General features: G+C 66.5%; 14 protein-coding genes, 1 tRNA gene and 1 pseudogene. 9 read left to right on the top strand and 7 right to left on the bottom strand.

Going from position 1 to position 16,668, the window contains the following annotated elements; translation table 11 throughout:
- Positions 1-54 precede the first annotated feature (54 nt).
- Both HTUR_RS13165 and HTUR_RS13160 read left to right on the top strand, forming a co-directional pair.
- Positions 55-513 (top strand): annotated as a pseudogene (locus tag HTUR_RS13165) (ferritin-like domain-containing protein); the annotation flags it as partial.
- Positions 514-645: 132 nt separating this feature from the next.
- Complete coding sequence (locus HTUR_RS13160; RefSeq protein ID WP_012943812.1) at positions 646-1,089, top strand: SRPBCC domain-containing protein; 444 nt, start codon at positions 646-648, stop codon at positions 1,087-1,089.
- 27 nt (positions 1,090-1,116) lie between these two features.
- Here HTUR_RS13160 and HTUR_RS13155 read toward each other — a convergent pair whose 3' ends face one another.
- Positions 1,117-1,773, bottom strand: a complete 657-nt coding sequence (locus HTUR_RS13155) for an HAD family hydrolase (RefSeq protein WP_012943811.1) — start codon at positions 1,771-1,773, stop codon at positions 1,117-1,119.
- Positions 1,774-1,926: 153 nt separating this feature from the next.
- Between HTUR_RS13155 and HTUR_RS27410 the strand changes: the two genes are divergently transcribed.
- Both HTUR_RS27410 and HTUR_RS13150 read left to right on the top strand, forming a co-directional pair.
- A complete protein-coding gene (locus tag HTUR_RS27410) occupies positions 1,927-2,094 on the top strand; it encodes a hypothetical protein (RefSeq protein WP_012943810.1) in 168 nt (55 codons plus the stop codon).
- A 175-nt stretch (positions 2,095-2,269) separates the two neighbouring features.
- A complete protein-coding gene (locus HTUR_RS13150) occupies positions 2,270-2,881 on the top strand; it encodes a DUF6735 family protein (protein WP_012943809.1) in 612 nt (203 codons plus the stop codon).
- On the opposite strand, the gene HTUR_RS13145 is transcribed toward HTUR_RS13150, so the two are convergent.
- Both HTUR_RS13145 and HTUR_RS13140 read right to left on the bottom strand, forming a co-directional pair.
- On the bottom strand, positions 2,878-4,665 hold the full coding sequence (locus HTUR_RS13145) for a MutS-related protein (protein ID WP_012943808.1): 1,788 nt from the start codon (positions 4,663-4,665) through the stop codon (positions 2,878-2,880). The two genes, HTUR_RS13150 and HTUR_RS13145, sit on opposite strands and share 4 nt — an antisense overlap.
- Positions 4,666-4,770: 105 nt before the next feature.
- Positions 4,771-6,162, bottom strand: a complete 1,392-nt coding sequence (locus HTUR_RS13140; RefSeq protein ID WP_012943807.1) for an SLC13 family permease — start codon at positions 6,160-6,162, stop codon at positions 4,771-4,773.
- 385 nt (positions 6,163-6,547) lie between these two features.
- Here HTUR_RS13140 and purF point away from each other — a divergent pair, with 385 nt between their 5' ends.
- Entirely contained in the window at positions 6,548-8,020 is a 1,473-nt protein-coding gene (gene purF, locus HTUR_RS13135) for an amidophosphoribosyltransferase (protein WP_012943806.1), read from the top strand.
- A gap of 222 nt (positions 8,021-8,242) precedes the next feature.
- Here the strand turns inward: purF and HTUR_RS13130 are convergent, their stop codons facing one another.
- Both HTUR_RS13130 and HTUR_RS13125 read right to left on the bottom strand, forming a co-directional pair.
- Positions 8,243-8,806: a DUF420 domain-containing protein gene (locus HTUR_RS13130; protein ID WP_012943805.1), complete on the bottom strand. Its 564-nt coding sequence runs from the start codon at positions 8,804-8,806 to the stop codon at positions 8,243-8,245.
- A 255-nt stretch (positions 8,807-9,061) separates the two neighbouring features.
- Positions 9,062-9,146: transfer RNA gene (locus tag HTUR_RS13125), tRNA-Leu, on the bottom strand.
- Positions 9,147-9,292: 146 nt separating this feature from the next.
- Between HTUR_RS13125 and HTUR_RS13120 the strand changes: the two genes are divergently transcribed.
- The 4 genes from HTUR_RS13120 (at position 9,293) to HTUR_RS13105 (ending at position 14,685) form a co-directional block, all read left to right on the top strand.
- Positions 9,293-9,829, top strand: coding sequence for a helix-turn-helix domain-containing protein (locus HTUR_RS13120; protein ID WP_049941734.1), 537 nt, complete (start codon positions 9,293-9,295; stop codon positions 9,827-9,829).
- 82 nt (positions 9,830-9,911) lie between these two features.
- Positions 9,912-10,769: an alanyl-tRNA editing protein gene (locus HTUR_RS13115; RefSeq protein WP_012943803.1), complete on the top strand. Its 858-nt coding sequence runs from the start codon at positions 9,912-9,914 to the stop codon at positions 10,767-10,769.
- Positions 10,770-10,919: 150 nt separating this feature from the next.
- Positions 10,920-12,158, top strand: coding sequence for a mandelate racemase/muconate lactonizing enzyme family protein (locus tag HTUR_RS13110; protein WP_012943802.1), 1,239 nt, complete (start codon positions 10,920-10,922; stop codon positions 12,156-12,158).
- A gap of 478 nt (positions 12,159-12,636) precedes the next feature.
- A complete protein-coding gene (locus HTUR_RS13105) occupies positions 12,637-14,685 on the top strand; it encodes an alpha-amylase family glycosyl hydrolase (protein ID WP_012943800.1) in 2,049 nt (682 codons plus the stop codon).
- 66 nt (positions 14,686-14,751) lie between these two features.
- Here the strand turns inward: HTUR_RS13105 and HTUR_RS13100 are convergent, their stop codons facing one another.
- Positions 14,752-15,645, bottom strand: coding sequence for a sugar ABC transporter permease (locus HTUR_RS13100; protein ID WP_012943799.1), 894 nt, complete (start codon positions 15,643-15,645; stop codon positions 14,752-14,754).
- Between the two features lie 4 nt (positions 15,646-15,649).
- Positions 15,650-16,666 (bottom strand): carbohydrate ABC transporter permease, encoded by a 1,017-nt coding sequence (locus HTUR_RS13095; protein ID WP_012943798.1) that lies wholly within the window; start codon positions 16,664-16,666, stop codon positions 15,650-15,652.
- Positions 16,667-16,668 lie beyond the last annotated feature (2 nt).

Here is a 16,668-nt window from a genome sequence, read left to right as displayed (position 1 = left end):
ATCCCAAGTGACCGGTGCTAACGATCCCAGATTCGTCGATTTCAGGAAATAGTCCATCCAGAAATTACCGAGGACGCCCGCCTCGAGGACCGCGCCCACTTCGAACTGGTCGCGCCGCGGATCTACGAACTCAGTGGCTCGCTGCCGAACGACAGCCGAGAGTTCGCCGACCGCGCGTCCTATCCGGACGCCGAACTGCCGGTACCCTACGAGACCGAGGGCCCGCAACTGGACGAGGTGACCGCCGAGAACGTCCTCGAGGTGCTGCTCGAGGCCGAGCGGTGGGCGATTCGCACGTGGTCGGAGATCTGCGACGTGACCCGCGGCGTCGATCCGCGCACCTACGACATGGCCCAGCGCATCCTCCAGGAGGAGATCGAACACGAGGCCCGGTTCGTCGAACTCCTCTCGAAGGAACGGAGCAACGAGATCAACCCGGCCGGCCACTTCGTCCGGGGCGAACCCGGCGGCGCGTCGTACTCGACGAACCGGCGGTTCAACGTCAGCGCCTAGACGGAGCGATTCGAACCCGTCGCGAGCGGTCTGTGCGGTCGCACTTTCCGCCGTTCGGAGCCGTCCGAGCGCGTCGACGACCCGGCCAGCGACGGCGGTACGGACATCTCCTCTCGAGTGGTGCTCGGTGGCATGAACCAGATCGAGGCGTTCGAGGAGATCGACGCCCCGCCCGACGTCGTCTGGGACGTCCTGCTCGAGTTCGACGGCTACCCGGCGTTGAACCCGTTCGCCCGCGCCGTCGGGGGGACGCTCCGGGGAGACGGCAGTCGGCGGCTGCGAACCGAACCGTCGGACCGTCACGAGACGGCGTTCGGACCCACGATCGTCCGCGCCGAACCCGAGCGGCGACTCGTCTGGCGCGACCGACTCGCCGTTCCCTTCGCCTTCGACGGCTACCGCGAGGTACGCCTCGAGCCGACCGAGGACGGTCAGACCCTGCTGCTCCACCGCGAGACGGACCGCGGCGCGCTCGTCCCGCTGCTGTTCGACCGGGACGCGCTCGAGCGGAGATTCGCCGCGACGAACGCCGCTGTCAGGGACCGCGCGGAGCGTCGGATCGCTGCTGTCGCGTAACGACCAGTGACCGTCTACGGAAACCGCCTACAGCAGGCGGGGGATCTCCTCGAGGCTCTCGATCTCGGTCGTCGGTTCCCGCGGGAGGCCGACGCCTTCGACGTGATCGCGGCGGAGGAAGGCGGCGTCGACCCCGGCGGCGTCGGCCGCCTCGACGTCGACCCAGCTGTCGCCGACGAACAGCGCGTCCTCGACGTCGAGTTCCTCGAGCGCGAGCTCGAGGTAGTACGGTGTCGGTTTCTTGCGATCGATCCCCTTCACCGTCGGCTCGCGGCCGTACCAGGTGTCGAGCCAGTCGAGATCGAAGTGAGAGACGATGTTGCCGATCGTCTCGTGCTGGTTGTTGCTGACGATCGCCGTCGCGACGCCGTCTAGGTTGGCGACCGCGCCGACGTCGTCGTAGAGCCGCTTCCGCCCGCCCTCGATCTCCTCCAGTTGGGCCGCGACGGCGGCGTGTTCGCGGGCCGTCCAGAGCTCGTGGGGGTCGACGTCGTGGGCGTCGGCGACCTCGCGCAGCGAGTCGACGCTCGGCCCCATCACGGTCCGGACGTGCTCGGACGGCGGGTCGACGACGCCGACGGCCGCGAAGGCGTCGTGCATCGCGTCGATGAGCACCTCGCGATCGGTCGGCGTCGTCAGCACGCCGTCGTTGTCGAAGAGGATTGCGTCGTAGGCTGCGTCCATTCGGGACCGTTCGCTACGGGCCGGAAGGATTTCGGTGTTGCGTCCGCGGGCTCGCCGCGGCGCGATCCGCCGCGGTCGCGAACGGGTTCAACGCACGACGTAGCGTGTGCATGCACGGCGCTAACCCCCGCCAGGCTCCTACACCCGTCTCCGATGGAATTTCTCGAGCGACTCAAGCGGACGCTACCCACCGACGACGCCGGCGTCGAGTACCAGTGCCCGTCGTGCGGGGCCGTCTTCGACACGGCACGCGAACGGTGTCCGGAGTGTGCGGAGTTGGACATCCGCGAGCGGGGGAGCTTCGAGTTTCGGCCGGAGTGACGACGCGGGGGTCGAAGCCGTCCGCTAGTTCTCTTCGTTTTCGAGTCGGCTCGAACCCGGACCGCAGGTTCAAGTACGGAGGGGCGACCAGCACCGGCGATGGACTCCCCGCTCAGCGTCGCCCGTCACTCGAGACGCACGGACAACCACTCGCCGCGCGGGCTCCCGGAGGCCGATGGGGCATAGAGCGCTCGTCGCCTACCGGCGACCGGACCAGCGGTACGACCTCCGATACAGCCACTGGGGCGGCGAGGACGTCGCCCTCGGCGACCGGATCAGCGCCGAGACCCCGCTGGGCGACGGCGACGTCGACGGCGACCTGCTCGCGGAAGCGATCGACCGGGACCGACTCCTGATCGAGTACCTCGACCCCTGCTGCTACGAGGCGCTGTACGTCGTCGAGCCCGGCGGCGACTATCACGTCACGGCCTACCGCGTCTGCTGGCTCGAGTGGCCCGACGGACGCGACGGGGGTCGCGGCGCGATCGTCGCCGTCGAGAACGACGCCGCGGACCGTCGGGTACGGACGTGGTTTCGCGCGACGAAGACGACGCTCGCCGACGTCGTCGAGATGGGCGTCCTCTCGTGGCGCGCGGCCCGGACCTATCTCGAGGCCCGGATCTGCGAGGACGAGGACGGCGCGGTCTACACGTACGGCGCATCGGATACCGACACCGTCGACTACACGCCGTCGTCCGACGAGTGGTTCGACGAGGACGGGCGGGACGGACGAGAACGAACCGAGCGCTGGGACCCGAACGAGGACGGCGAGGAGCGGAGCCGCTAGTCGCTCTTCGTCTCCGTCCAGCGGGCGTCGGCCAGCGTTCGCTGGACGACGTCGTTGCCGACCGCCTCCGCGAGCGTCTCGAAGCCCGCGCGCTCGCCGCGGTCGTCGGCGTTCGCGACGAGTCGCGAGACGATGAACTCCGGCGTCGACCGCCCGACCGTATCGAAGCGGGGCTGGTAGTCGACCAGCAACTCGAGGTCGGGGTTCAGCCCCTCCGCGAAGATGCCGTCGACCCGCGCTTCCGGCGGCAACGGCTCTAAGTCGTCCGCGAGGTGGGTGACGAACACGCCCAGCGCGTCGCGGTCGACGGACAGCGTCACCAGCCCGTGTAGGAGGTCGGCCGCGCTGCCGGGTTCGGTGATCGCCTCGAACTCGTCGACCAGCATCAGGGTGCGCCCGCCGGCCGACAGCGGCGGTACGATCGAGCGCAGCGTCGACTCGAGGACGCCCGCGTTGAAACTCGCGTGGCGACGGTGGAAGACCAGCGCGTCGACGGGCGTCACCTCGGCCCGATCGGCGGGGACGGGCAGCCCCATCATCGCCAGCAGGACCACTTGGCAGAGGGTCTCGAGCAGCGTCGTCTTCCCGCCGCTGTTGGCTCCGGTGAGCACGGAGACGCGCTCCTCGCCGGGAACCGCGTTCACATCTGTTGGTACCTCAGTCACCCCGTGGTCGCCGAGCGCGTAGGTGACCGGCTGAACGGACTCGTCGTCCACGGCGGCGAGGGTGAGGTTTCGGGCGTTGACGACGGAAACGGCGGCCTCGGGGGCCTCGATGAACGTCGGCCGGGTACAGTCGTACTCGAGGGCGAACCGCGCCAGCGAGAGGTGCAAGGCGATGTCGTCGACGGCGGACACGGCCCGCTCGACGGCATCGCTCGTCTCCTCGAGGGTCGCCTCGAGGTCGCTCGCGACGGTTTCCTCGTGCTCGTCGATCGCGTCGGTGAGGTCGCTCCGGAGGGTTCGCAGCGTGGCACCGACGAAGTCCGTCGCGTCGGTCGCGTCCGTCGGCATCGCGTCGCGAACCCGGTCGGCGGTCACCGCCGTCTCGGTCAGCAGGTGGTCCTCGAAGGCCTCGCGGAACTGGCCGACGTCGCGAACCCCGTCCGACCGCAACTCCTCGATCAACTCGAGGGCGTTGGCGTCCATGTCCTCGACCGCGCCGAGCGCCTCGCGCAAGCGGTCGAGGTCCTCGTCGGCGCCCTCCCGCACTCGCCCGCGGTCGCCGTCCAGCGCCGCGAGCGCCTCGGCGGCCTCCGCGAGTCGGTCCCGCTCGAGATCCGCGATGGCGGCGAACGGTCCCGAGTCGACGCCGGCCTCGAGCAGGGCGAGCGCGGCCTCGACGGCGGCGCGCTCGCTCCCCGCGCGCTCGTCGTAGCGGTCGTAGGCCGCGAGAACGGCCTCGCGGTCGTCGGTCTCGAGTGCGGCCCAGGCGTCCCGGGCCGCGAGGACGTCGTCCAACCGGTCCTCCATTGCCTCGCGGTCGGTCAGCGGCGTCAGCACGCGAATACGGTCGGCCGCGCGCTGCGTGACGGCGTGTTCGACCGCCAGATCGAGCAGTTCCTTGTACGCCGATCGGGCGTCACTCGTCGCCAGCACGTCCATCCCGTCGCCGCCCGTCGCTCGGCGCAGGATTCGCGTCGCCCGGCCGCGAGCGAGGCCGGCGTCCGCGAGCGCCCGCACGTCGCCGCTCTCGATCGCCTCGATCGCGCGGTCCCGTCCCAGTTCCTCGACCAGCGTCGCCCGCGTCTTCGGCCCGACGCCCCAGTACTCCTCGAGTCGCATACTCGTCGGATTCGAGGCAACCGTCTTGAACACTGTGCCTCGAGTCCTCTCGCCGGCCCGAACCGGCGGACCTTCGACGCGATTCGCCGACCCTCGTCGACAATCCTAGTAGAAGAGGCTGAAGAGCCCGAACTGGACGGGGAGCAAGAGCAGGATCGTCGCGGCCGAACAGGCGATCGTGGCGACGATCAACTCCCGCGTCCGGACGTCGCCCTCGTTCAGAATGACGATGAGGACCGCCGACTGGTAGGGGAAGAAGTACGAACTCAGCGCCATCGTTTCCGCGAGCAAGACGGGCGTGAACGGGAGCCCCGCCGCGTCGATGTAGGGAATGAGGATCGGCGTCAGCACGCTCGCGACGGCCAACCCCTCCATCAGAAAGGTCAGCGCGAACGTGATGAGGAAAACAGCGGCGAGAATGACTACGAGCGGCCCGTCAGACGGCACGAACGCGAGCAGTCGGGTCGCCGCGCGGTCGGTGAACCCGGTTCGGGTCAACCCGTCGCCGATCGCGAACACCGCGGCGATGAAAAAGAGGATCGTGAAGTCGACGTCGCTCCCGACGGTCTCGAAGTCGGCGACGCCGAGAGAGGGCAGGAACGCCAGAATGACGACGACGACCGCACCGACCACGGGGTGGAAGCCGTGGACGAAGTCCGTCGCCCAGATCAGCGTCCCGACGAGCAGGAACGCGAGCATCCGTCGCTGGGCCCCGGCGTCGGACGACCGTCCGTCTCCGGGTAGTTCGAAACTCGAGTCGGCCGCGGGCCGGAAGAGGGCGTAGACGATGCCGACGACCAGGAGGACGCGGAGGAACCCCATGACGGGGTACATGTGGAGCGACCACTCGGACCACGAGATGGTGTAGCCGCCGATCGACTCCGCGAAGCCGGAGATGATGATATTCGGCAGGTCCGCAGTCAGAATCCCTGCGGAGCCGTAAAACGTGGCGAACAGCGGGCCGAGATAGAGGCCGACCCGCGCCTGCCGAGAGTCGAACAGAGAGCCGAGTTCCCGAAGGATGGGCGCGAGCGCGAGGATGCGGACGAGCGCCGACGGAACGAGGAAGGCCAGGGCGTGAGCGCCGATCGAGAGCGCGAGCAGCAGACGACGGTACGCTCGGAGCGAGTCGCCGTCGACCGCGTCGCCGATGCCTCTGGTCGCGATCCACCGTCCGACGCCGTTCGCGAGGCCGCTCTGGCGCGTCGCCTCCCCCATCAGTAATCCGAAGCCGATGAGCCACGTCGCCGGCTTCTGGAATCCGGCGAGCGCAAGTTCCGTCGAGACGGCGACGGCGATCAGTCCGAGCGCGATCAGCCCCGTGTACGAGGGCGGTACCGGCGTCAGGACCCAGAGCACGATACAGAAGAGCGTGATCGAGAGCATCGTCGCCGCCGATCCCGCGGCGAGCATCCACGTCGCGACGGCGACGGCGGCAGCGAACGGGAACGCGATTGTCGGCGATCGAGCCACGTCGATCGCGTTCGATCGGTTCATTGAACAGTGTTCTCCGATGCAATAGCAAAATTGCCGTGATTTACCGGTCGTCCCTCAAACGGCTCGAAAGCCCTGAAGAGGCGCCGCGTCGTCCGACGACCGCAAAACGTCCCCATGTTCGTGGTGGCCGCCGTGATCGCGGATCGACCGACCGTATCGATCGGTCGAAAACGCCGTCGCTGACGGTCGGTTTTCGGCCACCGCCGCGGGTCGGGCTCGCGATGAGACGCCGCCGTCGCGTCGTTCCGATAGAAGTATGCATGATCGTGCTCATATTTTGTCCCTTCGGGAGCTGATGAGGCACAAACACGGGGATTTTTATCGACTCGGCTCCCTACTGACTTCCATGACTGATGGGCGGGGCGAGACTCCCCGGCGAACAGGAATGACCGAAAAGTGCGGCGTCGTCGGCGTCTCACTCGACGGTCGAGACGCGGCACGGCCGTTGTACTATGCGCTCTACGCACTCCAGCACCGCGGCCAGGAGTCTGCCGGAATCGTCACGCACGACGGCTTCCAGCAGCACAGCCACGTCGAAATGGGGCTCGTGGGGGACGTCTTCGACGAGGACGACCTCGACATGCTAAACGGCGCGGCAGGGATCGGCCACGTCCGGTATCCGACGGCCGGATCGGTCGACTCCTGCTGTGCCCAGCCGTTCTCCGTCTCCTTCAAGAGCGGGTCGCTCGGCCTCTCGCACAACGGCAACCTCGTCAACGCCGACGAGATCCGCGACGAACTCGCCGCCGCGGGCCACGCCTTCACCAGCGACGGCGACACCGAGGTCATCGCCCACGACCTCGCGCGCAACTTACTCGAGGAAGACCTCGTTCGCGCGGTCAAGCACACGATGCAGCGCATTCACGGCTCGTACTCGCTAACGATCAGCCACGACGACACCATTCTCGGCGTGCGCGACCCGCAGGGGAACCGGCCGCTCTGTATCGGGAAACTCGAGGACGGCTACATCCTCGCTTCAGAGTCGGCGGCGATCGACACGCTCGACGGTGAACTCGTCCGCGACGTGCGGCCGGGCGAACTCGTCGTCCTGCAGGACGACGGTCAGGGATTCGACTCCTACCAGCTCGTCGAGAAGGAGAACACTGCGCATTGCTTCTTCGAACACGTCTACTTCGCCCGCCCCGACAGCGTCATCGACGAGACGCTGGTCTACGAGGCCCGCCGAAACCTCGGCCGCAAGCTCTGGGAGGAAAGCGGTGTCGAGACCGACGTCGTCATGCCCGTTCCGGACTCCGGGCGCGCCTTCGCCTCGGGCTACGCGGACGCCGCGAGCGAGACGACCGCCGACGGCGAGCCTCGAGATTCCGAGGATATTGGCGTCGAGTTCGCCGAGGGGCTGATGAAGAACCGCTACGTCGGCCGGACGTTCATCATGCCGACCCAGGACGAGCGCGAACGCGCGGTGCGGCTGAAGCTCAACCCGATCAAATCGACGATCGAGGGGAAGACCGTCACGGTCATCGACGACTCGATCGTCCGCGGGACGACCTCCACGCAACTGGTCCAGCTGCTCAAGGACTGCGGCGCCGAGGAGGTCCACGTCCGCATCGGCGCCCCGGCGATCGTCGCGCCCTGCTACATGGGGATCGACATGGCCACACGTGAGGAATTAATCGCCTCCGACAGGTCGACCGACGAGATCCGCGACGAGATTCAGGCCGACAGCCTCGCCTACCTCTCGACCGACGCCGTCGCCGAGGTGCTCGGGAAAGAGCGACTCGACCTCTGTCTGGGTTGTGTCACCGGCGAATACCCCTACGACATCGAGGGCGAGGAAACCGACCGCGACGTCTCTCGCCCGGATGTCGGCGGGCAGCAGCTTCCGGCGGACGACTAACGACCTTTTACCGAGGGACATCGCGAGCGAGGCGCAACGCGCCTCGATCGCGATAGACTGCAGCGGAAAAGGTCGATCAAAAGCACTCCTCCTTCCCCTTCGCTCGTTTCACTCGCTTCGGGTCAGTCGTCGGCCCGCTCGCTCACTCCGTTCGCTCGCGGTTGCTATCGGTCGCGCTGAACCTAACCCCAACACGAAAACCGAGTTTGTCCTCGAGCGACCTCAGTAGACCACGTGCAACAGCACGTAGACGACGATCCCCAGCGAGAAGGAGATCAGCCACAGGCTCGCGGCGATCCGACCGACGCGGGCGTGGTTCGTCCGGTAGAGTTCGTCGATCGGATACGCGCCGGCGAGCAACAGCGCGTAGTAGACCAGCGGCACGCAGACGATCGCGAGGAAGATGTGAATCGCGAGGATCGGATAGTAAACGAACTGTTTGATCGTCTGGGGGCCGGGGAACGGCTGCGGTCCCCCGGTCGCGACCAGCCGGTAGAGGTAGAAGGTCAGGAAGGCCGCGAACAGGACGAACGAGGTGACCATCGCCAGCCGGTGACGGCCGACGTTCCCCCGACGGATCGCCCGCCAGCCGATCGAGATCGTCCCGATCGCCGCGGCGCTGATGATCACGTTGAGATGGGGGATCGACTCGAGGACCCAGTCGGGCGCGATCGGTACCGTCGAGGACGGGATCCGGCCGCCCGCGGCCGCGAAGACGATCGCGAGCGAGACGATACTCAGGACGGCCGTCAGGATATTGACGCGCTCTCGAGGGACGTACTCCATGTCTCGAGATTCGACTGTGCGGGGAAAGTGGTTACTGACTCTCGTCGGGGCAGTGGTTCTCGAGTGGGCGACGCCGTAGCTCCTCGCAAAGAGTTGCCCGTACACCCGCAGAACCGACGGACATCGCTCTCGCTGTCTGGTGTAGTGTCCGTCAGAAGTTATGCGTGGGTGATGTCCGCGAAGGGAAATCACCTGCATCGTTTCGCTCGGCGGCTACGCCGCCTCACGTTTGGTGGACATCGTCCACCCATGCGATGCGTGGGACCGGATTCGAACCGGCGGACCCCTACGGGACAGCGCCCTCAACGCTGCGCCGTTGGCCTGGCTTGGCTACCCACGCTCGCGGTGTCTTTGTCTTACTGCACTCAACCGTATCCATCGGTATTACAAAAGCCCTTTCTTTTTCTCCCGGCCTGCGCCGAGGTCACACGGGACTGAGGGAATTCGAGGCGGTGATTTGAAATGCTCGAGTTGCCAAAAGGTACCATGGCTAAGTATTCGACCGGTTCGTCCTCCGGCGGCGGCGGGACGAGCTGCGAGCTCTGCGGTGCCGAAAGCGACTCGCTTCGACTCGCCACGGTCGCCGGCGCCGAACTCGAGGTCTGTCCGGACTGTGCGCCCCACGACGACACCCAGCAGCGCTCGGGGTCCGGTCGCGGCTCTCGAGAGCAGGGGCAGGGACAGGGACGGAGCGATTCGAACGACGAACCGAGCCGCAAGCAGAAGGCCGCCCAGAACGTCGCCAAGGCGAACCCGGTCTGGGACGGCGACTCCAAACACTGGGAGCAGGAGGGGACGAACTACGACGACGATCCGTTACCGTATCTCGTCTCCGGCTACGGCGAGAAACTCGAGGCGGCGCGTCAGGACGCCGGCCTGCAGCGCGAGGAGCTCGCCGAGGAACTCGGCGCGCGCGAGAAGGATCTCCTCGCGGTCGAACAGGGCCGAGCGGCCCAGGACGGCGTCGGCGGCGGGCTGATCGAGGCCCTCGAGGAGCGACTGGATGTGACGCTGTCCGAGTAGGTCTCCGTCGGCGTGCGGACCCGCGACCCGACGAACGGTCTCGGCAAGCAGACTTTTCATAGCTGACGAGAGAGTGGACCCAATGACCGGACAACGGGCAGCCGGGGAGCCCTACACCACGCGATTCGAAACCGAGGTGACGTCCATCGACGGGCGCACGGTCTGGCTGGAGACGAGCTACTTCTACGGGACGAGCGACGGCCAGCCGGCCGACCGCGGAACCGTCGGCGACGCGGCGGTCACCGACGTGCGACTGGTCGACGGCGAACAGGCCCACGTGCTGGCCGCGGAGCCGTCGTTCAGGGCGGGCCATCGCGTGCTCTGTTCGATCGACTGGTCGTTTCGCATGTACTGCATGCGCGCGCACACGGCCGCCCACATCTGCTACGGCGCCGCCAGACGCTGCCTCGAGTCCCCGGAGTACGCCGGTCTCGAGATCGGCGAGGAGACGGTCGCGATCGACCTCGAGACAGCACCGCTCGACGACGAGGCGCTGATCGAACTCGACGAACTGATCAACCGGACCGTCTGGGAGTCGAGGCCGGTCTCCTGGGAGAGCGTTCCCGTCGCGACGGTGCGCGAACGCGACGACGTCGTCTTCGACGAGGAGCGATCCGAGACGGCCGTCGAAAAGGGTCGAGTCCGCGTCGTGACGATCGGTGACGAGAACGACACCGGCCATGGGATGGCGACTGCGGACGCGAGGGAGCCCTGGAACGTGGCAGCCTGCGGCGGAACCCATGTCCGGAACACCCGTGAGGTCGGCCCCGTCACGGTGCTCGGCTGCTCGAGTCCTGCTGAAGGAGTTCGCCGGATCGAGTTCGCCGTCGGTCCGCAGGCGATCGACCGTCGGACCGCCGAGAAGCGGGCCGCCTTCGCCGCGTCAGCGGCGCTTGACGTCGATCTCGAGGACGTCGGTGACGAACTCGAACGCGCCTGAGAGCCGACGACGCTCGCTCGAGAACGATCGTTGATCGTTGCAAGCACCGGATTCATGACTCCGAGTTCTAGATTGTCATTCAGTCGTAACTCGGCGGCTTTGCTCGCGGAAGGTAGAAACTATTACTATCTTCGAAGTGAATTTACAACCATGGGAGTCGATTACTCACAGCTGCACGACCCGAACGCCGAGTATACGATGCGCGACCTCTCGGCGGAGACGATGCAGGTCACCCGCGAACGCGGGGGCGGCCGCGACGTCGAGATCACGGACATCCAGACGACGATGATCGACGGGAACTTCCCGTGGACGCTGGTCCGGATCTACACCGACGCCGGCATCGTCGGCACCGGCGAAGCCTACTGGGGCGCCGGCGTCCCGGAACTGATCCAGCGGATGACGCCCTTCCTGCAGGGCGAGAACCCGCTCGACATCGATCGTCTGACCGAGCACCTCGTCCAGAAGATGTCCGGCGAGGGGTCGATCGCCGGCGTCACCGTCACCGCCATCGCGGGCATCGAGGTCGCGCTGCACGATCTGGCGGGCAAGATCCTCGAGGTGCCGGCCTACCAGCTGCTGGGTGGGAAGTACCGCGACGAGGTCCGGGTCTACTGTGACTGTCACACCGAGGACGAGGCCGACCCCGACGCCTGCGCCGACGAGGCCGAACGCGTCGTCGAGGAGCTGGGATACGACGCGCTGAAGTTCGACCTCGACGTCCCGTCGGGTCACGAGAAGGATCGGGCGAACCGCCACCTCCGCGAGCCCGAGATCGAACACAAGGCCGAAATCGTGGAGAAGGTCACCGAGCGCGTCGGCGACCGCGCCGACGTCGCCTTCGACTGCCACTGGACGTTCTCCGGCGGCAGCGCGAAGCGCCTCGCGAAGCGTCTCGAGGAGTACGACGTCTGGTGGCTCGAGGACCCCGTCCCGCCGGAGAACCACGACGTCCAGCAGGAGGTCACCCAGTCGACCGAGACGCCGATCACCGTCGGCGAGAACGTCTACCGGAAACACGGCCAGCGCCGCCTGCTCGAGGAGCAGGCCGTCGATATCATCGCGCCGGACATGCCCAAAGTCGGCGGGATGCGCGAGACCCGAAAGATCGCCGACCTCGCGGACATGTACTACGTTCCGGTCGCGATGCACAACGTCTCCTCGCCCGTGGCGACGGTCGCCAGCGCCCACGTCGGTGCGGCGATTCCGAACTCGCTCGCCGTTGAGTACCACTCCTACGAACTCGGCTGGTGGGAGGACCTCGTCGAGGAGGACGTCATCGAGGACGGCTACATCGAGATCCCCGAGGAACCGGGGCTCGGCGTGACGCTCGATATGGACGCCGTCGAGGAACACATGATCGAGGGCGAGGAGCTGTTTGACGCGGCGTAAGCCGCGTCAAGCTCGGAAAACGAGTATCACGAGTCTTCCGTTGTTCGACGAAGCTCACGCTTCGTCGGGTTCGCCGAGCGGGGCTCGGCGTTGTTCGACGAGGCGTAAGCCGAATCGAGCCGGCAACTCTCTGATTTGCGTTGTTCGACGCGGTATACCAGTAGTTGGTGCTACGATTTCTTTGTCCAGATTGGCCACGAAAATCGCGTTCAGTATAGGGAACGAACTTTTTCCGCCTCGGGTTCGCCTCAGCGAACCACTCGACGCAAAAACGTCGATGAAAAAGGCCGACGGTTCGGCCTTCGACCTCACCGTCGGTGAACCGCTCGCTTCGCTCGCGGATGCAGCAGTGTTCGATACGCATGTGATGTGACCGGATTGAGGAACCGCATCGTCAACAGCGACCGCAATTCCGCTACGTTCTAACTATGGTGTACTATCACACCACAAATTTATTCCCCGGGCCGAAAGGAAACCCATGGATCAGCGACGACTGTGCACGGACGGAGGCGAACCTGGGTCCGATCGCGCGCTCGAGAGTGACGACGGCTCGCACCATCCCGGGTCGCCGCGGTTCGTCGCCGTCGACGAGGGGATCGTCGACCCGAACGGAAACGAAATGGAGACGCGGGACGATCTCGCGCCGCGGAATCCGGACGGCGACGCGACGTACGCCTGGCGGGTGCTCGAGTCGCCCGAGGGCTCGAACGCGATCCCGACTGACGGCCCGATCGCCGAGTTCGAACCGGACGTACCGGGCGAGTACACGCTCGCACTCGAGGCGTCCGACGGACCCCACGAGTTGACCGTCCGCGTGTTTCCCGAGGCGGACGAGGACGCGCCGCGCCCGCAGGTCGAACTCGACGCGACGGTCGAGGGCGATCGGGTCCGTCTCTCGGCGACCGCGAGCGTCGTCAGCGACGGCGACTCGAGCGTCGAGTACTACGTCGACGACCGGAACGGAGACGTGCTCGAGTCGGACGGCACGATACCGATCGGTGCGATCGACGAACCCGTCCGCGTCTACGCCGTCGCTGTCGACGAACGCCACTCGGTTCCGGACGCGATCGAACTGGTCCCCGCCGACGATGCGGCGGACGAGCCGTCCGTCCGCGTCGAGCGTCCGTTCGAGTCGCCCGAGTGGGCCGTCGACGCGGTCGTCTACGAGGTCTTCACGCGTCGGTTCCCTGATCGGGACGAGCCCACGTTCGAGACGATCGCGGAGCGCCTCGATCACCTCGAGACCCTCGGAATCGACGTCCTCTGGTTGACGCCGTTTCTCGATGCGAAGAGCGGATTCGGGACACCCATGGAGAACGGCGGGCCACACGGCTACAACACGACGAACTACTTCGGCGTCGACCCGGACCTCGGGACGATGGCCGGCCTCGAGGCGCTGGTCGACGCCTGTCACGAGCGGGACATCCGAGTCGTCTTCGACCTCGTGATCAACCACACCGCGGACACGCACCCCTTCTACGAGGCCGCCGTCGACGAGACGCATCCCGACCACGAGCGCTATCGCGACTGGTACCGGTGGGCGGACTTCGACGAGCGCGCTCCGGACACCTACTTCGGCTGGGACGACATCCCGAATCTGAACTACGCCAACCCCGAGGTCCGCGAGTACCTGCTCTCGGTCGTCGACTTCTGGACCGAGCGCGTCGACGGCTTTCGCGCGGACGTCGCCTGGGGCGTCCCCCTGAGCTTCTGGACCGAGGTGTCCGACCGAGTGAGCGGCGCGGACAGCGACTTCTTCCTGTTAGACGAGACGCTGCCCTCCGACGTCGAGATGGGCGGCGGGCGGTTTCACACGCACCACGACGACGTCCTCCACGACACGCTCGAGGCGTTGGGGGCGTCGGTCGCGGGCGAGGCCGACAACGAGACTGCCGCCGAAGCCGACGAGGCAGAAGCGGAAGAGGACGCGGTCGCCGACGAGTTCACGGATTCCGCTGCCGGGATCGACACGACGAGCGCCGACGCGATCCTCGAGGCGGTCGAGGACCGGCAGCGCCGCGGCGCGCATCCGGACTCGGAGTGGCTGCTGTACGTCGAGAACCACGACACTGACCGGTATCTCGACGAATACGGCCGCGACGCGCAGCGGGCAGCGGGCGCGGCGACGTTCACCCTCCCGGGGTCGCCGATGCTCTACTACGGTCAGGAGACGGGCGTGACCGGACGGCGCGATCCGATGAACTGGGGCGCGTTCGACGAGGACCTGCTCGAGTACTACCGGCGGCTGATCGACCTTCGTAACTCGCATCCGGCGCTGCGGTCCGCGGCCGATCTCGAGTGCATCGAGTACGAGACGGACACCGACGCCGCGGTCGCGTTCGCCCGCGCGGACCCGGCGAGCGGTCGCCGCGTCGTCGTGGCGTTTCACTTCGGCGCGGGGACGGCGAGGGTCGAACTCGGCGAGTCCGTCACCGACGCCGAGCCCCTGCTCGGTGCCGACGCGCTCGAGTCCGGCGGAACCCTCGCAGTCGATTCGGTCGTGGTTCTCGAGGGAGACGAGTCGTGAGCGCGACGGCTCGAGGGGACTCGAGCGAGCAGCGAAAGAGGAAACGAGGGGACGGCGGTCGGCCGGTTAGCCTTCCATTCCGCCGAACGAGAGGCCGCTCTCGACGTGTTTCTGGGCGAGGAAGTAGATGATCGCGACCGGCAGGGCGAACAGGAGCGCGAACGCAGCGAAGTGGGGCCACGGCGTCCCGCGCCGGTCGTCGATGATCCCGTACAGTTCCACCGACAGCGGGTAGAGATCGGGATCGTGGATCAGCGTCTGCGCGACGATGAACTCGTTCCAGCCGGCGGTCCAGGCGAACACCAGTACGGCGGCGATCCCCGGCTTCGACAGCGGCAGGATGACCTCCCGGATGACCTGCCACTGACTGGCCCCGTCGACGATGGCCGCCTCCTCGTAGGAGACGGGGATGTTGTCCATGAAGGTCTTCAACAGCCACGTGTTGAATGGGATCGCGCCGGCCGCATAGAAGAGACCGAGAACGAGGAGGTTGTTCGTCAACCCGAAGTCCGAGAACAGCGCGTAGAGCGCGATGAGGACGGCGATCGAGAGCCCCGCGCCCATCTGCGTGAACAGGATATAGCCGTAGAGGATCTTCCGCCGACCGAGGAACTCCCGCCGCGAGAGCGCGTAGGCGCCGGGGATCGAGAACGCGAGCGTGACCGTGACGGTCACGCTGACGACGATTAGGCTATTCAGCAACCCCCGTCGGAAGGCCTCGTTCTCGAGGACCCACCTAAACGAGTTCAGGTTGTACGTGGCGGGGTCGCCGAACAGGCTGCCGGGGGACGACAGCGTCGTTCCGACGGACAGTGAGACGCTGACGATCCAGTAGACCGGAAACATCAGGACCAGGAGGAGTCCGAGGGCGACCCCAGTCGTGAGAACCGACTTGGCGACGTCTCTGGGGCTTCGCCGACCCGCTCGGACGTCCGCTATCGCATCGGTGATGGCTCCCATCCGATCACACCCCCTCCGCGAGATTGGTTTTCCTGACGGCGAGCCACATGAACAGCCCGATGAAGCCGATCGCGACGATCATGATCGCCGACGACAGCGCGTAATTGTCGAACGTGAGCGCCTCTCGATAGCCGTAGACTAAGAGCAGTTCGTTGCTCCGTCCCGGGCCGCCCTCGTTGAACACCCACGGGATCAGGAAGTTCTGGAACGACGTGGCCGCGGTGAGGATCGAGGCGAACACCAGCGGCCCTCTGATCGCGGGCAGCGTCACGTGACGGAATCGGGTCAGGTAGCCTGCGCCGTCGACCTTCGCCGCGTCGTGGAGTTCCATCGGCACGTCTTGGAGCGCGCTGACGGTGATGATCACCATGAACGGGTACGCGAGCCAGGTCTCGGTGGCGACGTAGCCGGAGAACGCGGCCCACCGACTGCCCGTCCAGTTTACCGGAACGGTAACGAGCAGGAACTCCGGAGCGTTGATTGTGACGAAGAATACGACGTCGTTGACGACTCCGGTAAGTCCGGTGACGATGTCGTTATACATCGAGAGGAACCTGTTGACCGGCCCGAACCTGGCGGGGCTGAACATGGCTCGCCAGACCGAAATCGCGAAGATCGGCGGAAACCCCATTGGGACGATGACGAGCGCCCGCATATACCGTTTCCCGGCCACTCGTCCGTGAGTGAGCAGCGTGGCGATACCGATCGTCAGCGCCAGCTTGAGCACGAGACTGACGCCGACGTAGAGCCAGGTCACCCCCAGCGAGTTCCAGAACGCCGGATCGGAGACGAGCTGGAGGTAGTTTTCGAACCAGACGAGCGACGAGTCGCCGCTGAGAACGTCTCCCGCCGATCGCACGTCGGTCAGCGAGAGATAGGCGAGAAACGCGATCGGGTAGATCATAAACAGCGAGAACAGGAGCAGCCCCGGTACGACGAGCGCCACCCCGATGTCTTTCGCGCCGGACGGGAGGCTGCGACGGACGCGATCCACGACGCCTTCGGATGTTCCTAGGGACATGT

The organism is Haloterrigena turkmenica DSM 5511 (assembly GCF_000025325.1).
Lineage (GTDB): Archaea > Halobacteriota > Halobacteria > Halobacteriales > Natrialbaceae > Haloterrigena > Haloterrigena turkmenica.
Note: the sequence above shows the minus strand (reverse complement) of the source record. Positions and strands in the feature narration are given on the sequence as shown.